At 73.6% G+C, this 18,885-nt stretch carries 11 protein-coding genes and 3 pseudogenes; 9 read left to right on the forward strand and 5 right to left on the reverse strand.

Features of this window, described 5'->3' with window-relative positions:
* Positions 1-142: 142 nt before the first annotated feature.
* Positions 143-1,495 (reverse strand): M64 family metallopeptidase, encoded by a 1,353-nt coding sequence (locus ABZ693_RS08645; RefSeq protein WP_359874864.1) that lies wholly within the window; start codon positions 1,493-1,495, stop codon positions 143-145.
* 154 nt (positions 1,496-1,649) lie between these two features.
* On the opposite strand from ABZ693_RS08645, the gene ABZ693_RS08650 reads away from it, so the two are divergent.
* From ABZ693_RS08650 to ABZ693_RS08665, 4 genes are all read left to right on the forward strand, one after another.
* Positions 1,650-3,011, forward strand: coding sequence for a helix-turn-helix domain-containing protein (locus ABZ693_RS08650; RefSeq protein ID WP_359874867.1), 1,362 nt, complete (start codon positions 1,650-1,652; stop codon positions 3,009-3,011).
* 538 nt (positions 3,012-3,549) lie between these two features.
* On the forward strand, positions 3,550-5,190 hold the full coding sequence (locus tag ABZ693_RS08655) for an APC family permease (RefSeq protein WP_359874869.1): 1,641 nt from the start codon (positions 3,550-3,552) through the stop codon (positions 5,188-5,190).
* A gap of 98 nt (positions 5,191-5,288) precedes the next feature.
* Positions 5,289-6,173: a DMT family protein gene (locus tag ABZ693_RS08660; RefSeq protein ID WP_359874965.1), complete on the forward strand. Its 885-nt coding sequence runs from the start codon at positions 5,289-5,291 to the stop codon at positions 6,171-6,173.
* 98 nt (positions 6,174-6,271) lie between these two features.
* Positions 6,272-7,000: a rhomboid-like protein gene (locus ABZ693_RS08665; protein ID WP_359874871.1), complete on the forward strand. Its 729-nt coding sequence runs from the start codon at positions 6,272-6,274 to the stop codon at positions 6,998-7,000.
* Between the two features lie 30 nt (positions 7,001-7,030).
* On the opposite strand, the pseudogene ABZ693_RS08670 reads toward ABZ693_RS08665, so the two are convergent.
* Positions 7,031-7,643, reverse strand: a pseudogene (locus ABZ693_RS08670) (SDR family NAD(P)-dependent oxidoreductase).
* 78 nt (positions 7,644-7,721) lie between these two features.
* Between ABZ693_RS08670 and ABZ693_RS08675 the strand changes: the two are divergent.
* Positions 7,722-8,345 carry a TetR/AcrR family transcriptional regulator gene (locus ABZ693_RS08675; protein ID WP_435842372.1) on the forward strand — a complete coding sequence of 208 codons (624 nt, stop codon included), beginning with the start codon at positions 7,722-7,724 and terminating at the stop codon, positions 8,343-8,345.
* 264 nt (positions 8,346-8,609) lie between these two features.
* Here the strand turns inward: ABZ693_RS08675 and ABZ693_RS08680 are convergent.
* Positions 8,610-9,389, reverse strand: a pseudogene (locus ABZ693_RS08680) (MFS transporter); the annotation flags it as partial.
* Between ABZ693_RS08680 and ABZ693_RS08685 the strand changes: the two are divergent.
* The 4 genes and pseudogenes from ABZ693_RS08685 to ABZ693_RS08700 form a co-directional block, all read left to right on the forward strand.
* Positions 9,361-9,708 (forward strand): annotated as a pseudogene (locus ABZ693_RS08685) (TetR-like C-terminal domain-containing protein); the annotation flags it as partial. The pseudogenes ABZ693_RS08680 and ABZ693_RS08685 overlap by 29 nt on opposite strands.
* A 475-nt stretch (positions 9,709-10,183) precedes the next feature.
* Entirely contained in the window at positions 10,184-10,834 is a 651-nt protein-coding gene (locus ABZ693_RS08690) for a sigma factor (protein WP_359874875.1), read from the forward strand.
* A complete protein-coding gene (locus tag ABZ693_RS08695; RefSeq protein WP_359874877.1) occupies positions 10,831-12,528 on the forward strand; it encodes a hypothetical protein in 1,698 nt (565 codons plus the stop codon). Before ABZ693_RS08690 ends, ABZ693_RS08695 begins: the two co-directional genes overlap by 4 nt.
* Positions 12,525-17,171 carry an FtsK/SpoIIIE domain-containing protein gene (locus ABZ693_RS08700; RefSeq protein WP_359874879.1) on the forward strand — a complete coding sequence of 1,549 codons (4,647 nt, stop codon included), beginning with the start codon at positions 12,525-12,527 and terminating at the stop codon, positions 17,169-17,171. The genes ABZ693_RS08695 and ABZ693_RS08700 overlap by 4 nt, the downstream gene beginning before the upstream one ends.
* 141 nt (positions 17,172-17,312) lie before the next feature.
* On the opposite strand, the gene ABZ693_RS08705 is transcribed toward ABZ693_RS08700, so the two are convergent.
* Both ABZ693_RS08705 and ABZ693_RS08710 read right to left on the reverse strand, forming a co-directional pair.
* Complete coding sequence (locus tag ABZ693_RS08705; RefSeq protein WP_359874881.1) at positions 17,313-17,621, reverse strand: hypothetical protein; 309 nt, start codon at positions 17,619-17,621, stop codon at positions 17,313-17,315.
* 145 nt (positions 17,622-17,766) lie between these two features.
* Positions 17,767-18,759, reverse strand: a complete 993-nt coding sequence (locus ABZ693_RS08710) for a hypothetical protein (protein ID WP_359874883.1) — start codon at positions 18,757-18,759, stop codon at positions 17,767-17,769.
* Positions 18,760-18,885: the final 126 nt, after the last annotated feature.

An 18,885-nucleotide genomic window follows, 5' to 3' on the forward strand; every position in this document is an offset into this window, starting at 1 on the left:
GTGCCTTCGTGGGGGGCTGCTGCGGCTAATGGTTGAAAGGGTGCCAGCTGCGACACGATGTGTCATGTACGCGTTAGAGATTTTCCGAAATCCGCCATCGGGCGCTCCGTGGAGTTCGGTGGATCGAGCCCGGCAGCGGTCGTCAGTGACGGACCGTCCAGGACTGTCGGTCCTCGAGAGTCGCGGCGACCTCCGGGTCCCGCACGGCGTCCGTGTGGTCGGTGACGACGACGGTGAGGCGGTGGACGCGGACGTCCCGCGAGTCCAGGTGGAGCGCGGCGACGGGCACGGCGGTCCGGCCCGCCTGAGCACCCAGCGGCTTGCCGTCCAGGTACCACCGGATATCGGGCTGCCGCTCGTCCACCAGCCGCGGCACCGCGACGCGCGCCGTGTCGAACCGGCGCAGGGTGCGGTCGGTGCGAGTGACGGGGGTCGCGAGGGAGGCGTGGCGGTAGAAGCCGGCAATCATCGCTTCGCGGCCGGGGAGGCTGAAGGGCTTGCCGAGCACCCGCATGATCGAGGCGTCGGTCGGCCGGGCGAGGCCCGCCACGTAGTAGCCGCCGCCCTCGTACGCGCCGACCGTGCCGCCGTCCGGAGAGGTCTCACCGAGCCAGCGGTACCACTTGGTCCGCCGGGCGGCCATGGCGTCGGCGTTCAGGGTGGAGATGTTGGATTCACCCGGCTCCTCGCCGGTGTACTGCTCGTAGCCGGGGAAGCCGGGGTAGAAGTACTCGTCGGCGAGCTTGCCGAGCGAGTGGCCGGTCTCGTGGATGGCGACCTGGCCGGATGCGTCGTTGCGGGCGGAGGCGGTGGAGACGCCCTCGTAACCGAGCGTCCCGCTGGGCGTGTTGTATCCGGCTCCGCCGTACTTGGTGCTGTTGGCGAGGACGATGACGAGATCCGCCTCGGGGGCCTTGGCGACGTACGAGTCGACCTTCGGCTCGTCGACGCAGAGCAGCCGCTCGATGTCCTCGCACCAGAAGTACGAGCCGAGCGCGGTGTCCATGACGATGTCGGGGCCGGGGTCACCGGAAACGCCCGAGTCGTGCGAGACGGCGTCGACGGTCCAGACGTTGAAGAGGTTCTGGTAGGCGGTGTACGGCTCGACGGCCGTCACCTCGGCCCACTTCCGCCGGGCGTCGAGGTGGAACTGCGCCTGTTCCGAGGCGGTGTAGCCGTCACCGACGATGACCACGTCGAGACGGTCGGCAGTGGGGCCGTTGTCGATGATCTGGGCGACCTCGCCGTCGGCCCGGGTCTCGGCCTCGGAGAGCGGGGTGGAGGTACGGACTTCGGGGCCGCCCCGGGCGGACGGTACCCAGGTGTAGCCGGATCCGGCCTCGTGGTGGCCGCGCTCCCCGCTCGCGGCGGATTCATGGCCGGGTATCTCGACCTTGACCCGCCGGGTCGCCTCCGGGCCGGGGCCCGCAGAGGCGGAGCCGGGGGCGACTGCGAGGGCGGACATGACGGCGGCGGCCACCGTGACCGCCGCCATGGACCTGCGTATGGACGGGCGCAACAGTCTCTCCCCGGGGCATGTGACTTAAGTATGAGTATCAACGCGCTTAACAAGACGCTTAACTTAGGACCCTCGGCCAGTGCCGCACAATGCCCTTGCGGACGGGAAACGGCAGGAAGAGGACCACACCATGGACGAATCGGCTGTCATCGGGCAGCGTGTGCAGCGCCTGCGTACGGAACGAGGCCTGACGCAACGGCAACTGGCTGATCCCGCGTACACGGCCTCGTACATCTCCACACTGGAGTCCGGCAAGGTCCGCCCCTCCGAGACCGCTCTGCGTTTCCTGGCCGAACGGCTCGGCACGACGTACGAAGAGCTGACCACCGGCCGGCCCGCCCGTCTCGCCACCGAATTGCGCCTGGCCCTGACCGACGCCCGCCGTCTGCTCGCCACCGGCACCCTCGGCGAGGCGGCCGCTCGTTTCCGGGAACTACTCGCCGAGGCCGACGAACTCGACTTGACGTCCGAGCGGGTCGAAGCACTCACCGGGCTCGGCGAGTGCGCCCTGGAGAGCGGTGAACTGACCGCCGCCCGTGAGCACTTCGAGGAGGCGGAACGCACCCTCGCCGCAGCCGGTGAGCCACTCCCCCGCCGGGTCCGGGCCCTGCGCGGCCGGGCCGTCACACACCTTCTCGCCGGTGAGCTGCGGTACGCCTGTTACGTCCTGGAGACCGCCATCGACGAGCTGAACGCCCAGGGCCTGCACGATCCGGATGCCCTTGTGCTGCTGTACGCCTCCTCCATCGGCCCGTACATGGACATGGGAGCCCACGCCCGCGCCGCCCAGGCCGCCGAACTCGCCCTGGCACTGGCCCCGCGGGTGTCCGACCCGGCCCTCGTCGCCGGCATGCATCGCAGCGTGGCGCGCACTCTGCTCGCCGAGGGGAGGATCGCCGAGGCCGACGCCTCACTCGCCAAGGCTCAGGACCTCTACCAGCACCTGCAGACCCGTACCGAGTTGGCCCACTGCCACTGGATGCGCGGCTACGTGCATGCCCAGAACAGCGACCTGGAAGGCGCCGAGCGCGAGCTGCGGACCGCCCGCGAGATGCTCGCCGCCCGCAGTGCCGCCCTCTACACCGCGCAGGTCGAGGTCGAACTGGCCGATGTGCTGCGCCGTCAGGGAAGGCGCGAGGAGGCGGTGGACCTGCTGTCCCGGCTGCTGGAGTTCGGGACGGACCTCGGTGACGGACGTGGCGCCGTCCATGCCGCGGGTGCCCACCGGCTGCTGGGGCTGATCGCCGAGGGGGACGGCGCGAACGAACGCGCCGAGGAGCACTACGTCATGGCCCTCGCCCTCCTGGAGCGCACCGGGGCGGCGGGCGATCTGGCCGATCTGTGCCGGCTGCTGGGCGATCTGCTGCGGCGTACGGGCCGTACGGAGGCCGCGCTCGACGCGTACCGCACCGGCCTCGGTCACCGGGCGGCACCGGGCACCACCACACTGGGCCCGGCGCCCACGCCACCGCCGTTCCGCGACTCCTGGTGACGTCCTGCGGCTCCGGCTCAGCCGAGTCGCAGTCTACGTATCGCGTCGCCCTCTCCGTGTGGCAGAAGGCGCGTCAGGTCCGTTCGGCACCTGGCCGGCGAACGCCGGGCAGATGCGCCACGAGGAGCGTGAAGGCCGCGAGCGCGACGTTGCGGGCAGCGGCGTCCAGACCGTTCCAGTCGGACGACTGCCACGCGCCGCCCCGGCGACGGAACCGCCAGAGGATGAACCCGGCCCCGGCTCCCGGCCTCAGGGGGCCGGGCACGTAGGGCAGTCGGCCCTTCAGGAACCCGACGAGCCCGGACCGGCCAGGGTCCGGCGGCAGCACTCCGGGCGCGGGCAGGACGGCGAACCGCCAGGTCGGAGTCGTTCTCGGAGGCGTTCCCCGTCCGCGGCCACCCTCCGGACGGTCCATTCGGAGCAAGTCGCGCCGTACCGGAGTGGCCGGTCCCGTGCCGGGACAGGAAGAAGAAGGCCATGGACGTGCCGTCGCAGCGGCGACGCGTCCCGCCCGCACCCGAGCGAGATGGTCCGACAGATGCCGACGCCCACCACGACCGAGCCGTCCCGGAAGCCGGGTCTCCGGCGGGACATCGGCCTGATCGGGCTGATCTGGACCTCCGTGGGGTCCATCATCGGCTCCGGCTGGCTGTTCGGCGCGCTCTTCGCCGCGCAGGCGGCCGGCACGGCGGCCCTCGTCTCCTGGGGGATCGGGGCCCTCGCGATCACCGTTCTGGCGTTCGTCCACGCGGAGCTGGGGGCCATGTACCCGGTCGCGGGCGGCACCGCGCGCTTCCCGCACTACGCCTTCGGCAGCGCCGCCGGGGCCTCCTTCGGCTGGTTCTCCTGGCTCCAGGCGGTCTCCACGGCACCGATCGAGGTCATGGCCTCGCTGAACTACCTCAGCGTCCACTCCGACTGGGTACAGACGGAGAAGAACCATCTGACCCCCGCCGGATACGCGCTCGCCGTCGCCTTCATGGCCTTCTTCGTCCTGGTGAACTTCTTCGGCATCCGCTGGCTCGCCCATACGAACAGCGCCGCCACCTGGTGGAAGATCGCCGTCCCCGTACTCACCATCGCCGTCCTGGCGGCGACCACCTTCCACGGCGACAACTTCGGCCACCTGGGATTCAGCCCGTTCGGCGTCCAGGGTGTGCTCTCCGCCGTCAGCACCAGCGGGATCATCTTCGCGCTCCTCGGTTTCGAACAGGCGGACCAGTTGGCGGGCGAGAGCCGCAATCCGGCGCGGGACATCCCGTACGCGGTGATCGGCTCGATCCTCATCGGTGCGCTCCTCTATCTGGCGCTCCAGGTCGTCTTCATCGGTGCCCTGCCGGCCGGCTCCTTCGCCCACGGCTGGGCCAACCTCACCTTCGCCGACAAGGCGGGCCCCTTCGCCGGACTCGCCCTGTCCGCCGGGCTCGGCTGGCTCGCCACGCTGATCTACATCGACGCGGTCGTCTCGCCGACCGGCACCGGCCTGATCTACACCACCGCCGCCTCCCGCGTGTCGTACGGTCTCTCCCGCAATGGCTACGTTCCCGTGGTCTTCGAACGGACGACGGCGCGCGGGGTTCCCTGGTTCAGCCTGCTCTTCGCCTTCGCCGTCGGGCTCCTCATCTTCCTGCCGTTCCCCACCTGGCAGAAGCTGGTCGGATTCGTCACCTCGTCGAGCGTGCTCATGTACGCGGGCGCGCCACTCGCCCTCGGGTGCCTGCGCAAGCAGGACCCGGACCGCCACCGCCCGTACCGGCTCCCCGGCGGCCTGTTCTGGTCTCCCGTCGCCTTCATCGTTTCCAACCTGATCATCTACTGGGTCGGCTGGGACACACTGTGGCGCCTCGGGCTCGCGATCGTCCTCGGGTATCTGCTGCTGGGCGGCTCGGCGCTGCTCCGGCTCAACCCGCGGACCCCGCACCTGGACTGGCGGTCCGCGCAGTGGCTGCCCGTGTATCTGCTGGGGCTGGGGGTCATCTCCTGGCAGGGCGGCTATTGCAGCACCGGGCCGGTCTCGACGGTGTCCTGCGGTGCGACCGGCGCCATCCCGCTGTGGTGGGACATGGCGATCATCGCCGTGTTCAGCCTGCTCATCTACTTCTGGGCGCGGTCCGTCCGGCTCCCGGACGCGGCGGCCCAGGCGTACATCGACCCGGTCGGCGTACCGGACGGCCCCTGACGACCGGGCGGCCCCGCCGCCTCGGCCTGTCCACCCCGGCCTGTCCGCGGGGACTCCCGCGCCGAACCGGCCTACAGTCAGTCCCTGTGTCCCTGGGAATGATATGCGCGCTCGCCTCCGCGGTCTGCTTCGGCACCGCCTCCGTCCTCCAAGCCGTCGCGACCCGCGCCGCGGAGCCGGCGGCCGGCTCCGGCGGCGACGCCGGTACGGGCTCCGCCGTCGACCCCGGACTGCTGCTGCGCGCCCTGGCGCAGTGGCGCTTCCTGGCCGGACTCGCCCTCGACGGCCTCGGGTTCCTCCTTCAGGTCGTCGCCCTGCGGTCCATCCCTCTCTACGCGGTGGGCGCGGCGCTCGCCGCCAGTCTCGCGGTCACCGCCCTGGTCGCCGTCCGGCTCCTCGGGACCCGGCTGAGCGCCGCCGAGTGGTCCGCGGTGGGCACGGTCTGCGCGGGGCTGATGATGATCGCCCTCGCCTCCGGACCGGAGGGGCACGACGCCGGGCCGCCCGCCCTGCGCTGGTCCCTGCTGGTGACCGCGGCGGCCGCGCTCCTCGTCGGCGTGCTCGCCGGCCGGCTGCCGGGGCGCCCGCGCGCGCTGGTGCTGGGGCTCGGCGCGGGCGTGGGCTTCGGCGTGGTCGAGGTGTCGGTACGGCTGATCGACTCCGTCGCGATTCCCCGGGTCCTCGGCAACCCGGCCCTGTACGCCCTGGCGTTCGGCGCGGTGACCGGGTTCCTCCTGCTCACCTCGGCGTTCCATCGCGGCTCGGTCACGGTGGCGACGGCGGGCATGGTGCTGGGCGAGACGGCGGGCCCGGCGCTGGTGGGCATCGTCTGGCTGGGCGACCGGCCCCGCGAGGGTCTGCAGTGGCTGGCGGCCGTCGGCTTCCTGGCGGCGGTGGCGGGAGCGCTGGTGCTGACCCGGTTCGGCGAGGCGCCGGCGCCGGTTCCCGAACCGGGCGCGAACGAGCCGTCGCGGCACGGGTAGCGCACAGGCCGTACCCGCGGTACGTGGTACGGCGCGGCCGCGGGCGACGTATCGCGTCAATCACGGCGAACGAGCCGGAGGCGTGCGGCAATCGGTACATGCGTCCTTCCTCCCCTCCGGCCGTCACCCGCCGGGCCGGCCGCCTGGCCGCCGCCGTCCGTCGCTGGTCCGCCCGCGCCTGGGGCTACGTGCGCGCCGCGCCGGGCACGTACCTCTGGCTGGCGGCGCTCTTCGTCACCACCGTCCTCGTCCGCAGGATGTCACCGGAGTTCGAGGCCGAGTTCCTCCGGCAGCGCTCGACCAACATCCACCAGCTGTCGACGGATCCGGTGCGGGTGCTGATCTCCAGCGCCTTCTGGATCGACGGCGGGAGCTGGCCGTCCTACGCGGTCCTGTACACCGTCTTCCACGCGCAGGCCGAGCGCTGGCTGGGCACCCCGCGCTGGCTGACGGTCGCCGCCGCCGCCCATGTACTGGCCACGTTCGCCAGTGAGGGGGTCCTGCTGTGGGCGATCCGCCACGGCCTCGCGCCGCAGTCCGCCGTGGACACCCTCGACGTCGGGGTGAGCTACGCGCTCGCCGGGGTCGTCGCCGTGCTGACCTACCGCATCGCGGCGCCCTGGCGATACGGGTACGTGGTGGCGGTCCTGGTCTTCTACGGCATCCCCGTCGTCACCGGCCGCACCTTCACCGATCTCGGCCACTTCGCCTCGGTCCTCATCGGTCTGGCCTGCTTCCCCCTCACCCGGCACCGGGGCCCGGCCTGGAACCCGGTGGACACGTTCGAACGGGCACGCGAGCAGGTGCGCCACCGGCGGGCCGGGTAGACGGGACCAGGGCCACGGGGTGACGCGTGCTCACAGGCCGGAGCCGCCGGTGGCGTCGATCACCTTGCCGGTGACCCAGCGCGCGTCGTCCGAGGCGAGGAATGCCACGACGTCGGCCACGTCCTCCGGCCGGCCGACGCGGCCCAGCGCGGCCACGGAGGCCGCGTGGGCTTCGGCTTCCGGGTTGCCGCGCAGCCAGCCCGCGTTGACGTCGGTGTCGATGATCCCGGGCGCGACCGAGTTCGCCGTGATGCCCCGGGCGCCCAGCTCCTTGGCGAGGTTGCGGGTGAAGTTGTCCAACGCGCTCTTGGTGGCGGCACAGGCGATGATCTCGGGCATGGCGAGGTGGGCCGCACCGCTCGAGATGTTGATGATCCGGCCGGCATCGCGCAGTCTGGTCATCGAAGGCCGACCACAGGGCTGCGGCGTCCCCGTGGGCACCCAGGGGCGCATGGAGGGCGAAGGCCCGGCCGCCGTCCTTTCGGATGCGCTCCACGGTGTCGTGCGCCGCGGCCTCGTCACGGCCGTAGGTCAGTGCGACGACAGCGCCGTCCTGGGCGAGCCGCTGTGCGATGGCGCGCCCGATGCCCCTGCTGCCTCCGGTGACGAGCGCGATCTTTCCTTCAAGTCGCCGCATATTCATGGTGGTTGGCCGCCTTTCATTTGTTGAGCGATCAACCAAGAAAGAAGCCAGCACGGATTCTTGGTCGAGCACTCTAAAATGTGGCGCATGGCTGAGACACCCAAGCGCGGCCGCCCGCGCACCTTCGACCGCGCGGCGGCGCTGACCACGGCGACGCGCCTGTTCTGGGAGCGAGGCTACGAAGGCGTCTCCATCGGCGAGCTGACCGAGGCGATGGGGATCCGCTCAGGAAGCCTGTACGCGGCCTTCGGGGACAAGAGGTCCCTGTTCGAGGAAGTGGTCGACGCCTACGGCCGTTCGCCTGTCGGCGCCTTCGTGGAGGTGGCGCTCCAGGAGGAGTCCACCGCGTACGGGGCGTTCGCGCGCATCCTTCGAGAGGCGGCGGCCATCTACCCGGACCCCGCGCACCCGGCCGGCTGCCTGGCCATCAGCGCGGCGACCAACGTCACTCCCCAGGACGCGGAGGTGCGGGCCTTCCTCCGCGATCGGCGCAACAAGAACGTGGACGGGTTCGAGGCCCGGCTGCGCGAGGCACAGCGGGCGGGGGAACTGCCCACCGAGGTCAGCCCTCGGGCGTTGGCCGACTACTTCGCCATCGCCCTCCAGGGACTCTCGCAACGAGCCCAGGACGGCGCCACCGCCCCCCAACTGACCGCGGCGGCCGAACTGGCCCTGGCCGCCTGGCCGACAGCGCGAGGTTGACCGGTCCACCCACCCCGGCCGGCAAGATCACGATCTACAGCTGGAGCACGAGGCCGCGTATCGGACGTGGATCACGCAGGTCAGTGACGACTGCCCCTGGGCGGAGCCGGGGACCATCGACCTGACGCCGGCTCGATGAGGCAGCGGCGCCCCGCGTCAACGGCTCTTCGCGGGTGCCTCGTTCGAGGCCGTGACCGCATCCGGCGCGGTGGAGCGCTGCGACGGCACGGAGCCTTCCGCCGGCTTGGACCTCGTCAACCACAGGCCGGCGAGTCCCAGCCGCCACCACACGTTCGCGTAACCGGTGTCGGCGTGCACCATGCCGAGCGCCAGCAGTCCCGGACCGGCCAGGGCCAGGCCGGTGGTGATCACGACGCGGAAGCCGTACCGGGCGGCGAGCCGGCCCGCGTACGGGCTGACGATCACCATGGCGAGGGACACCGGCAGCGTCTGCAGGCCGGCGCGCAGAATCGAGCTGCCCTGGACGTACACGAAGAACTGGGAGAAGAAGAACGACGAGCCCATGAGCGCGAACCCCACCACGACCATGGCGGTGTTGGACACGGTGAACAGGCGCTGCCGGAACAGTCGCAGCAGCAGCATCGGAGCGGGACGGCGTGCCTCGACGGCGACGAAGGCTGCGAGGAGGATCACCGCGGCGGTGAAGCTGCCCAGGATCACCGGTGAGGTCCAGCCGCGGGCACCACCCTCGATCAGCCCATAGGTCAGCGCCCCCACCGCCAGGACGGACAGCACGGTGCCGGGGATGTCGATCGCGGGGGCGCTCGGATTGCGGGACTCGCCGAGATGACGCAGGCCGACCAGCAGCAGGACCACGCCGATGGGCAGGTTGACCAGGAAGATGGCGGGCCAGCCGAAGGCCTCTGTCAGCACGCCGCCGGCCACGGGGCCCGCGGCCAGGCCGATTCCGCTGATTCCGGCCCAGAGCCCGATGGCCTTGACGCGTTCTTGCGGTACGGGATAGGCGGCGGCGAGCAGGGCGAGCGAGGCGGGGCTCAGCGCCGCGGCCCCGATGCCCTGGAGCCTCGCCGGCGACCTGCGTGCGTACGCGGCCCAAGTGGCCCGCGAGATCACCGGACCCGACGGTCCGGCGGTGCTGCACCTGGCAGTCGCCCTGTCGGGCAGCGGCCGGCCGGGCCCGCAGGCCGGCGCCGCGCTCCGCGCCGAACGCACCCGGCAACTGCGGTCCATGCTCGATCGCGCCCGCGACCGCGGCGAGCCCGCCCCCGACGCGTTCGACGTGCTGGACCACGTCCTGGCCCCGATGTACATCCGCGTCCTGTTCGGCATGGCCCCGCTCACTCCCGACTACGTCGACGGGCTGGTCGACCGACTGCTGTGACCTCGGCCCGGTTCCCGTGAGCAGCCCGCCCTCCACACCCTCGCCGCAGGCATCGACCGAGACCGCGACGCGGCGGACAAGGCGCCGCGGCTGATCGGCACGTACGACCGCCCGATCGCGGCGACCGCCCACCGCACCGCCCCGCCCCGCCCCGCCCCGCCCCGCCTCGCCTCGCCTCGCCTCGCCTCGCCAGGGCGCCATCGCCCTCGCTATTCGGCCACACCACGGTCTCGCCCACCGACCCGGTCGGGCCGGCCCGTCGAGCCGACCGGTCGGGCCGACGGTGCCGCCGACAGGCGCGTTCGCGGGACGCGGTCACGGACCGGCCGCCATCGGCGGCGATCCGCATCCCGGCCATGGAAAACACGATCCCCAACGGGCGTATTAGGCTACGTAATCCGTGGTGGAACCATCGAAGTGCCGGGATCCGGTGCGGGGTTCCTTCCGTGCCGAACTCCCTGGGGAACACCGCACCATGACTGTCTGGGCAGCTCCCGCCCCCGACCAGGCGGGAGCGCACTTACCAGATGAACGGTTCACCGCAGCCGTACGAATCCGCCGACAGGCGCTCCTGCGTTACGTCCTGAGCCTGCTGCCGGGCGATCCGCAGCGCGCGGAGGACGTGGTGCAGGAGACCCTGCTGCGGGCCTGGCTGGCCGCGCGCGACGACTCCGGCCGGGGCACCGGCCGTCCTGCGCCGAGCGCCGCCGGGGGCGGGGAGGGGGAAGGGACCGAGGGCGGTCCCGGAGCCAGGGCCGGAGCGGCCCGTACGGATCCTCAGGAGCCCTCCACCGCCTGGCTGTTCACCGTGGCGCGCAACCTCGTCATCGACTGGAGCCGTCGCGACGGCGTCCGCCCCGTCCTGCTCGCCTCCCCCGCGCCCGACCGGGCCGCGCCGGCCGACGACCCCGCCCGGGTCGACGACCGCGCGGAGGTCGTGGCGCTGCTCAGCCCACTGTCCCGTCGTCACCGTGAGGTTCTGGTGTACACGTATCTGCTCGGGTCCTCCGGACCCGACACCGCCCGGGCGCTGGTGATCCCGCCCGGCACCGTCAAGTCCCGTCTGCACCACGCGCTGCGCGAGGCCCGGAACGCCGCCGCCCGCAACGACCGGGACTGCGCGTGACAGGCCGGGACGCGGGCACGGCCCCGCTCGCCGCGCTGCCGATGCCGGACCGCACCTCGTGGTTCATCCTGGTCGGCCTGCTCGTCGCCGTCGTGGCGCTGCTGTGGTGGTGCGGGCGGGTGGTGCGCCGCCTGGGCGGGCCGCGGCGCGCGCTGCGCCGGGCACGCTGGGAGGCACGGATGACCGGCCGCGAGGTAGCCAGGCCGTGGCGGGTGAGGCGGCGTGACCGGCGCCGGGCGAGGACGCTGGCGGCGTTCCTGGCCGCGCCGGACGCCCGGGACACCGCGGTGGACGCGCTGGACCGCGCCGAACGCGACGCCGCCGGGCCGTGCCGGGCGGTCGCGGCGTCCCTCGCCCCGGCCCGCGACCGGGTGCACGTCCTGCTCGCCGGGCGGGACGTCCCGGCGCCGCGGGCGCCGTGGAGCGCCACCGGGGCCAAGGAGCCGTGGACGTGGGCCGCGCCGCTGGGCAAGGACGGCTCCGTCGCCGACGGGCTCCTGGAAGCGGAGGCCGGCCAGCGGCTGCCGCTGGTCCTGGGAGTGGACCGGCACGGGACCGGAGGCGTGGTCGTGGCCGACTGGCACGCCGGTCCGCCCGTGATCGCCGTCGAGGGCGACGGCCCGGCCGCCCGCAGCGTGCTCCAGGCGCTCACGGCGCAGCTGGGCGCGCTGCCGGAGGGGCCGCCGCTCCTGGTGGCCGGCGGCGTGCACGCCCGTTTCGCCGGGCACCCGCTGCCGGAGCTGCTGGACGGGCTGGAGGCGGCGGACGGCGACGCCGAACCGCCGGTCCTCGTCTGCTGGGCGCCGGACACCGCCGTCGCGGCGCGGCTGTGCGCGCTGGCCGAACGGGGCGCGGTGCGCGTGCTCGTGGGCGGTACGGCCCTGCCGGGGCACACGTGGGCGCTGCACGCGGAACCGGACGGCCGGCTCCTCTCCCCGGAACTGGGCGCCGACGTCGAGGCGGCGGGCCTGAGCCGCGCCGTCGCCCGCGCCTTGCGCACCACCGCCCGCGACGGCCACCGGACCCCGCCGCCCCGGCCCCCGGCCGACCGGCCGGCCCCGGCCCGTACCGCGGCCGTCCCGGATACGGACGCGCTCCCGGCACCGGACGATGCCACGGCGCAGGACACGGCCATGCTTCAAGCCGCCCGGGACGACACCGCCATTCCGGACGCGACCACGCCTCCGGCACGGGCCCGCACCACCGCCCCGGACACGGCCGCGCTCCCGGCGCCCCGCGACGGGGCCGCCCCGGTGCCATCCGGTACACCGGACCGCGACCGGACCCCGCCGATTCCGTCCGAACTCGCGGAGCCCGCACCGGCCTCCGGTCGTGTGCCGGAGCCCGTCGTCGGCGAACCCGTGCCCGGGGTATCGGCGGCGCACGGGGGGTCGGCGGCCGACCTCATGGAGCCCGAACCGGCACCGCACCCGCCCGCGCCGGACACCGCTGACACGGCTGACACCGCTGACGCCGCTGACGCCGCCAAAGCCACCAGCGGCGCCGGCGCCGGCAAGGCGACCGGCATCACCGCGCCCGCCAGCCCCATCAGCCCCACCAGCAAAGCGACCACCCCCACCCCCGCCGACTTCGACGACTTCGCCGAGCCCGCCCCCGACCCCTCCCCCACCCCCGCCGACCGCCGCGCCCGCGGCGTCTCCGCGCAGCCCGAACGGAACGAGCGACACCCGTGAGACTCTTCCTCAGCATCAGTCAGCCGGGCACCGCCCCGGATGCTCCCGGCCGCGACGTGCTGGTCGACGCGGCCCCCGGCACGTCCGCCGGGACGCTGGCCGGGCGGCTGGACCGGTCCGCGCGTCCGGAGCCGCCCGCGCTGTTCGTCGGCGACCGCGAGGTGGACCCCGCGCTGCCCCTGTCGGCGGCCGGGGTACGGGACGGCGTACGCCTCGGACTCGGCGGCCCGGCCCCGGCCGAGCCGGACCGGTACGGGCCCGCCCGCGGCAGCCTTGAGCCGCCGTCACGGACCCCGGACGGCGAGCGTCTGCCCCGCGGCGCCGGGGTCGAGCTGCACGTCACCGGCGGCCCCGGGGCCGGCCGGGTGTGGACGCTGGCCCCGGGCACGCACGCCGTGGGCCCGCTGCCGGGCAGCGCCGTGCCGCTGGACGGCCGCGACGTGCCCGCCGCGGGCATCCGGGTGGCCGTCCGCCCCGACGGCACCGTGCTCGTCCACACCGGCACCGCGACCGGGCAGGGCAAGGCCGCGCTCTCCGAGCCGCAGCCCCCGCCGGAGCGGCCCCGCGCCGACGCCGTACCCCTGCCGCCCCCGCCGCCGCCCGAACTGCCCGATCCCGCCAAGGAGGTGTACGAGCCGCTGCCCGACGGCTGGCGCGTGTGGCCCCTCGGCGCGCAGCTGGCCCTGGGCGAGTTCCTGCTGCGGGTGACCGAGCCGACCGAGGCGGACGCGGCGGTCGCGTCCTCCGCCGACGGCGCCCATCTGGACTTCAACCGGCCGCCCCGGATCGTTCCCCCGCTGACCCCGGAACGGTTCGTCCTGCCCGCGCCGCCCGCGCCGCCCGCGAAGCGGCCGATCCCGCTGCTCGTCGTGCTGGCGCCGATGTTCTTCGGCGTCGCCATGGTGATCGTGGTGAAGTCGTACTTCTTTCTGATGTTCGCGTTCTTCAGCCCGTTCCTGGCCGTCGCCAACCACGTCACCGGCCGCCGGGCGGCCGAGAAGGAGTTCACCGCGGCCGTCGCCGCCTACCGGCTCCGCCGCGGCACGCTGGAGCAGGACGTACGGGACAAGGTGGACCGGGAGCGCCGGCTGCGCGTGGCGGGCGGGCCCGATCCGGCCGCCGCCGGGCTGTGGGCGGTCGGCCCCGGCGCCCGGCTGTGGGAACGCACCCGCGCCCACCCCGACCATCTGGCGCTGCGCATCGGCACGGTGGGGCAGGAGTCGCTGCTGACCGTGGAGGACTCCTCCCGCGAGGACAACCACCGCTCGGTGCGGTGGACCATCCCCGACATGCCGGTCGGCGTGGACCTGGCCGGGGACGGCGTGGTCGGCATCGCGGGCGAGCAGGACGCCGCCCGCGCCCTCGCCGCCTGGGTGGTGGCGCAGACGGCGATCCTGCACAGCCCGCGCGAGGTGCGGATCACGGTGCTGACCGACCCGGCGGGCGCGCCCGCCTGGGAGTGGGTGCGCTGGCTGCCGCACGCCCGCCCCGGCCACGGCGGGGTCGCCGCCGAGCGCTCGGGCGGCCCGGCGGTGACCCTGGGCAACGACCCGGAGACGGTGGCCAACCGGGTCCAGGAGCTCGTCTCGGCCGTACGGTCGCGGGCCCGCGCCAAGCAGGCGGCGATGAGCGGCGCGCTGCTCACCGAGCCGGACCTGGTGGTCGTGCTCGACGGGGCCCGGCGGCTGCGCGACGTGCCGGGCGTGGTGCAGGTGCTGAAGGAGGGGCCCGCGGTCCGGGTCTTCCTGCTCTGTGTGGACCGGGAGGAGCGGATGCTCCCCGAGGAGTGCTCCTCGGTGTGCGCGGTCGGGGCGCGCGAGCTGACGCTGCGCCGCAGCCGCAGCGCCGATCTCCCGGGCATCCGGCCCGACTTGGTGGACACCGACTGGTGCGAGCGGGTCGCGCGGGCGCTGGCGCCCGTACGCGACATCACCCCGGACGGCTCCGACGGCCTGCCGGACCGGGCGAACCTGCTCCGGCTGCTGGACCTGGAGCCGCCCGCCGCCGCGGATCTGGTGCACCGCTGGGAGCAGCGGCCCGCCTCCACCGGGGCTCTGCTCGGCGTCGGCTACACCGGGCCGGTCGTCTTCGACCTGGTCAAGGACGGCCCGCACGCGCTGGTGGCGGGCACCACCGGCGCGGGCAAGTCGGAGCTGCTGCAGACCCTGGTGGCGTCGCTGGCGGCGGCGAACCGGCCGGACGAGATGACCTTCGTCCTGGTCGACTACAAGGGCGGCAGCGCGTTCCGGGAGTGCGTGCGGCTGCCGCACGTGCTCGGCATGGTCACCGACCTGGACAGTCATCTGGTGGAGCGGGCGCTGTCCTCGCTCAGCGCCGAACTGGTGCGCAGGGAGAGGCTGCTGGCGGACGCGGCGGCCAAGGACCACGCGGAGTACCGGGCGATGCGCCGCCGGAACCCGCTGCTGCCGGCGCTGCCCCGGCTGCTGCTTGTCATCGACGAGTTCGCCACCCTCGCGCGCGACGTGCAGGAGTTCGTGCCGGGCCTGGTCTCCATCGCGCAGCGCGGCAGGTCGCTGGGCCTGCACCTGGTGCTGGCCACCCAGCGGCCGGCCGGTGTGGTCACCGCCGACATCCGCGCCAACACCAACCTGCGGATCGCGCTGCGCGTCACGGACACCATGGACAGCCAGGACGTGCTGGAGGTCAACGACGCGGTGACCATCTCGGCCGCAACGCCGGGCCGGGCCCTGGCGCGCGTGGGGCACCGCTCGGTGCTGCCGTTCCAGACGGCGTACGTGGGTGCCGTACGAGAGGACGCCGTCGCGGCCGTTCCGGCGGCGGAGGCGCCCGCCCCCGCGGAGGCGCCGGTCTGGACGAGTGACGTGAGCTGGTCCCTGCTGGGCCGGGCCGCGGCCGAGCCGGCCCCCGGGCAGACGGCCGAGGAGGACGAGGCGAGGGCCGAGGCCGACGGCCCGACGGACCTGTCGGTCCTGGTGGACGCGCTGCGCGAGGCCGCGGCCGAGCTGGAGATCGCGCCGCAGCCCAGCCCGTGGCTGCCGCCGCTGCCCACCGCTCTCACCCTGGGCGACCTGCCCCGGCGCCCCGACCCGGGTGACGGCCGGCTGGCGCCGGTGCCGTGGGCGCTGGCCGACGTGCCGGCGGCCCAGCGGCAGGAGCCGCTGGAGCTGGACCTGTCCGCCTTCGGGCACCTGTACGTCATCGGTACGCCGCGCTCGGGCCGTTCGCAGGTGCTGCGCACCATCGCCGGGGCGCTGGCCCGCCGGCACTCCAGCGCCGACGTCCACCTGTACGGCATCGACGCGGCCGGCGGCGCGCTGGCCGCACTCACGGCGCTGCCGCACTGCGGCGCGGTCGTGCCGCGCGCCGACCTGGAGCGGCTGGGGCGGCTGCACGCGCGGCTGCTCGCGGAGATGACCCGTCGCCAGGAACTCCTTGCCGCGCACGGGGTGGCGTCGCTGTCCGAGCTGCGCGGGCTGCTGCCGGCCGCCGAGCGGCCCGCCCACGTGGTGCTGCTGATCGACGGCTGGGACTCGCTCGTGGCGCTGCTCGGCGACCACGACAGCGGCCGGCCGGTGCAGGAGCTGACGGCGCTGATCCGCGAGGGCGCCCCGATGGGCATCCATGTGGTGGCCACCTCCGAACGGGCCCTGCTCTCGGGCAAGGTGGCCTCGCTCAACGACGAGCGGCTGCTCATGCGGCTGACCGACCGCAACGAGTACATGCTGGCCGGTATCTCGTCCAAGCAGATCCCGGCGGTCGTGCCGCAGGGCCGCGGCTGGCGGGGCGGCAGCGGTACGGAGGTACAGGTCGCGCTGGTCGGCGAGGAGTCCGCGGACCTGTCCACGGCCACCGGCCACCACCAGGCGGAGGCGCTGCGCCGGATCGGCGAGGAGGCGGCCCGCCGGGACCGGGACGTGCCGGCGGTACGCCGCCCGGCCCGGGTGCTCACGCTGCCGCGGCAGGTGGCGTTCACCGACGCGTGGGAGAAGGTGCCCGCCGAGCTGCGGCGCCCGCTGTGGGGCCTGCTGGGCATCGGCGGCGACGATCTGGAGCCGCTGGGCGTGGACTTCGCGGCGGGCTCGCCCTCGTTCCTGGTGAGCGGCCCGCCCGGAGCGGGGCGCTCCACGGCGCTGGCCAGTCTGGCGGTGTCGCTGTTGGCGGGCGGTACGCGCGTGGTGGCGCTCACGCCGCGCGAGTCGCCGCTGCGCGGGCTGCGGCGCCATCCGCAGGCGGTGGTGCTGGAGTCGCCGGACCCGATGGCGGACGAGGTACGCGAGGCGCTCGACGCCGGCACCGGCCCGGCGGTGGTCCTGGTGGACGACGCCGACCTGCTGGCGCAGATGCCCGCCGCCGACTCGGTGCTCCGGGAGATCGCGGCCACCGGCCGGGACCGGGGCCAGGGGCTGGCGGTCGCCGCCACCGCCGAGACGCTGACGTCGGCGGGCATCGGCTGGCTGGGCCAGGTGCGGCGGGTACGGCGCGGTGTGCTGCTGTCGCCGCAGTCGCCCGCCGAGGGCGACCTGATGGGTGTGCGGCTGCCGTACGACCAGCTGCGCGGACGGCCGGTGCCGGGACGCGGGCTGACGGTGGATCCGGTGACGGGGCTGCTGGTGTCGGTCCTGATCCCGGAGACGGTGCTGCGTTCGGACGACGGGGTCTGATCCCGGGCGCGCCCCTGGGCGCGCGAACCGGAACGGGCCGGGCCCCCGCCGTGTCGTACGGCGGGGCCCGGCCCGTTCACGCGTCCGCGGTCCGTGCCGGATGGCGCGGCGAGCGGCGTGCGCTGTGCGAGGTGCGGCGGGTCAGGACGACTTGGTGGTGCTGGCCGCGATGTCCGCGTCGATCTTCTCCACGGACTCCTTGATCTTGGTGAACTGCGTGGCGAAGCTGTTGATGCTCTCCACCGCCTGCTGCAGGGAGGCGGTCAGCTTCTCGTAGGCGGCCTTCATGGCCGGGCTGCTCTGCTGCATGAACAGGCCGTTGTCCAGCAGGCCCTCGACCGAGGTCTTGGTGGAGAGCAGGTGCGGGTTGATGTCGTTGACGGCCTGGTTCATGACACCGGAGACCCGGACGATCTCGGTGTAGTCGAGGTGGATGTTGCCGGCGGCCATGGTGGTGCTCCTTTGAGGGCGGTTGTACGGGACGGGGCCGGAGGGGCCCGGGTATGCGGAGGATCGGAAGGCCGGGGAGGCCGAGGAGTTCGGAGAGTCAGGGGAACGGAAAGGTCGCGGGAGCGCCCGGACGGGGCGGGGCGGGTCAGTCGTCGGAGGACGTCCAGCCGGTGTCGCCGTCCGCGTCCTCGCTCGTCCACTTCTCCGTGTGGCCGTCGGTCACCACGGTCTTGGTGCCGCTGCCGTCCTCGTCGACCTCGATGGTGGTGACGACCTCGTGGCCGTTGAGGTCCACGGACGTGCTGCTGGTGCCCTTGACGGTCTTCTCGTTGCCGTCGTCGTCCGGGCCGGTGCGGGTGTAGGTCGTGGTGGTGTCGCGGTGCCCGGTGGTGGTGTTGTAGACAGAGTGGCTGCTGCCGGTGGTGGTGCTCGTGCCGCCGTCGTCGCCGGGTGCCTTGGTGACGCTCTCGAAGGTGTCGTCGGTCGTCTTGTGCTCGTCCGTCTCGGTGGTGACGGACTTGCCGGTGGTGGTGGTGACGTTGCCGTAGACGTCGGTGGCCGAGGAGTCGTACGTACCGTCGGCGTGGTAGTTCGTGACGTCCTTGCTGGTCAGGCCGGTGCTCGTGGTCACCGTCGTGGTGATCTTGGTGGGCTTGCCGTCCGCGCCGTACTCGTACGTGGTGGTGGTCGAGTTGCCGTTCCCGTCCGAGGTCGTCCACGAGGTGGGCCGGTCGCCCTCCGGCGGCTTCGGCGCGTGCGGGTCGTTGGGGTCGACGTTCCCGGCCTGGACCTGCTCCTGCCACTTGTCCCAGATCTCCTTCTGGGTCTTGTACAGGTCCGCGGCGAGTGACGCCTCCTGTTTGCTGGCCTCGCCCGCGAGCCCGAAGTCCCAGTCGGCCCAGCCTCGGGCCACACCCTCGTAGAGGTTGGCCAGCTTCTCCAGCTTCTCCTCGGAGCGCTTGAAGGAGCCCTTCCAGATCCCGTAATAGGCGCGGATGGCGGTGGGCACACCGTCGCCGACCTCCGCGTCCGAGTAGTCCTGCTTGCTCTCGCGGGCGTGCTGCACCTGGTCCTTGAGCGAACGGGCCTTCTGGGCGACCTGGTTGAGCAGCTCGTAGTCGACTGCGATGTCGGGCACAGCACTCCTCCGGGGCGGTACGGGCGTTACGGGCGGTTCGTGCGGACGTGCCGGGGCGACGTCCCCTTGTACAACGCACGCCGGACGCGGACGGTTCACTCGGGTGGCCCGCCCGAGAGGCGTACC

Origin of the sequence: Streptomyces laurentii, assembly GCF_040635425.1 — a bacterium.
Taxonomy (GTDB): Bacteria; Actinomycetota; Actinomycetes; order Streptomycetales; family Streptomycetaceae; genus Streptomyces; species Streptomyces laurentii.

Excerpts from the sequence above, each read along its gene's own strand:
- ABZ693_RS08660 (WP_359874965.1), top strand. The coding sequence starts at position 5,289 with ATGATATGCGCGCTCGCCTCCGCGGTCTGCTTCGGCACCGCCTCCGTC.
- ABZ693_RS08645 (WP_359874864.1), bottom strand. The coding sequence starts at position 1,495 with ATGGCGGCGGTCACGGTGGCCGCCGCCGTCATGTCCGCCCTCGCAGTC.
- ABZ693_RS08665 (WP_359874871.1), top strand. The coding sequence starts at position 6,272 with ATGCGTCCTTCCTCCCCTCCGGCCGTCACCCGCCGGGCCGGCCGCCTG.
- ABZ693_RS08655 (WP_359874869.1), top strand. The coding sequence starts at position 3,550 with ATGCCGACGCCCACCACGACCGAGCCGTCCCGGAAGCCGGGTCTCCGG.
- ABZ693_RS08705 (WP_359874881.1), bottom strand. The coding sequence starts at position 17,621 with ATGGCCGCCGGCAACATCCACCTCGACTACACCGAGATCGTCCGGGTC.
- ABZ693_RS08690 (WP_359874875.1), top strand. The coding sequence starts at position 10,184 with ATGACTGTCTGGGCAGCTCCCGCCCCCGACCAGGCGGGAGCGCACTTA.
- ABZ693_RS08675 (WP_435842372.1), top strand. The coding sequence starts at position 7,722 with ATGTGGCGCATGGCTGAGACACCCAAGCGCGGCCGCCCGCGCACCTTC.
- ABZ693_RS08650 (WP_359874867.1), top strand. The coding sequence starts at position 1,650 with ATGGACGAATCGGCTGTCATCGGGCAGCGTGTGCAGCGCCTGCGTACG.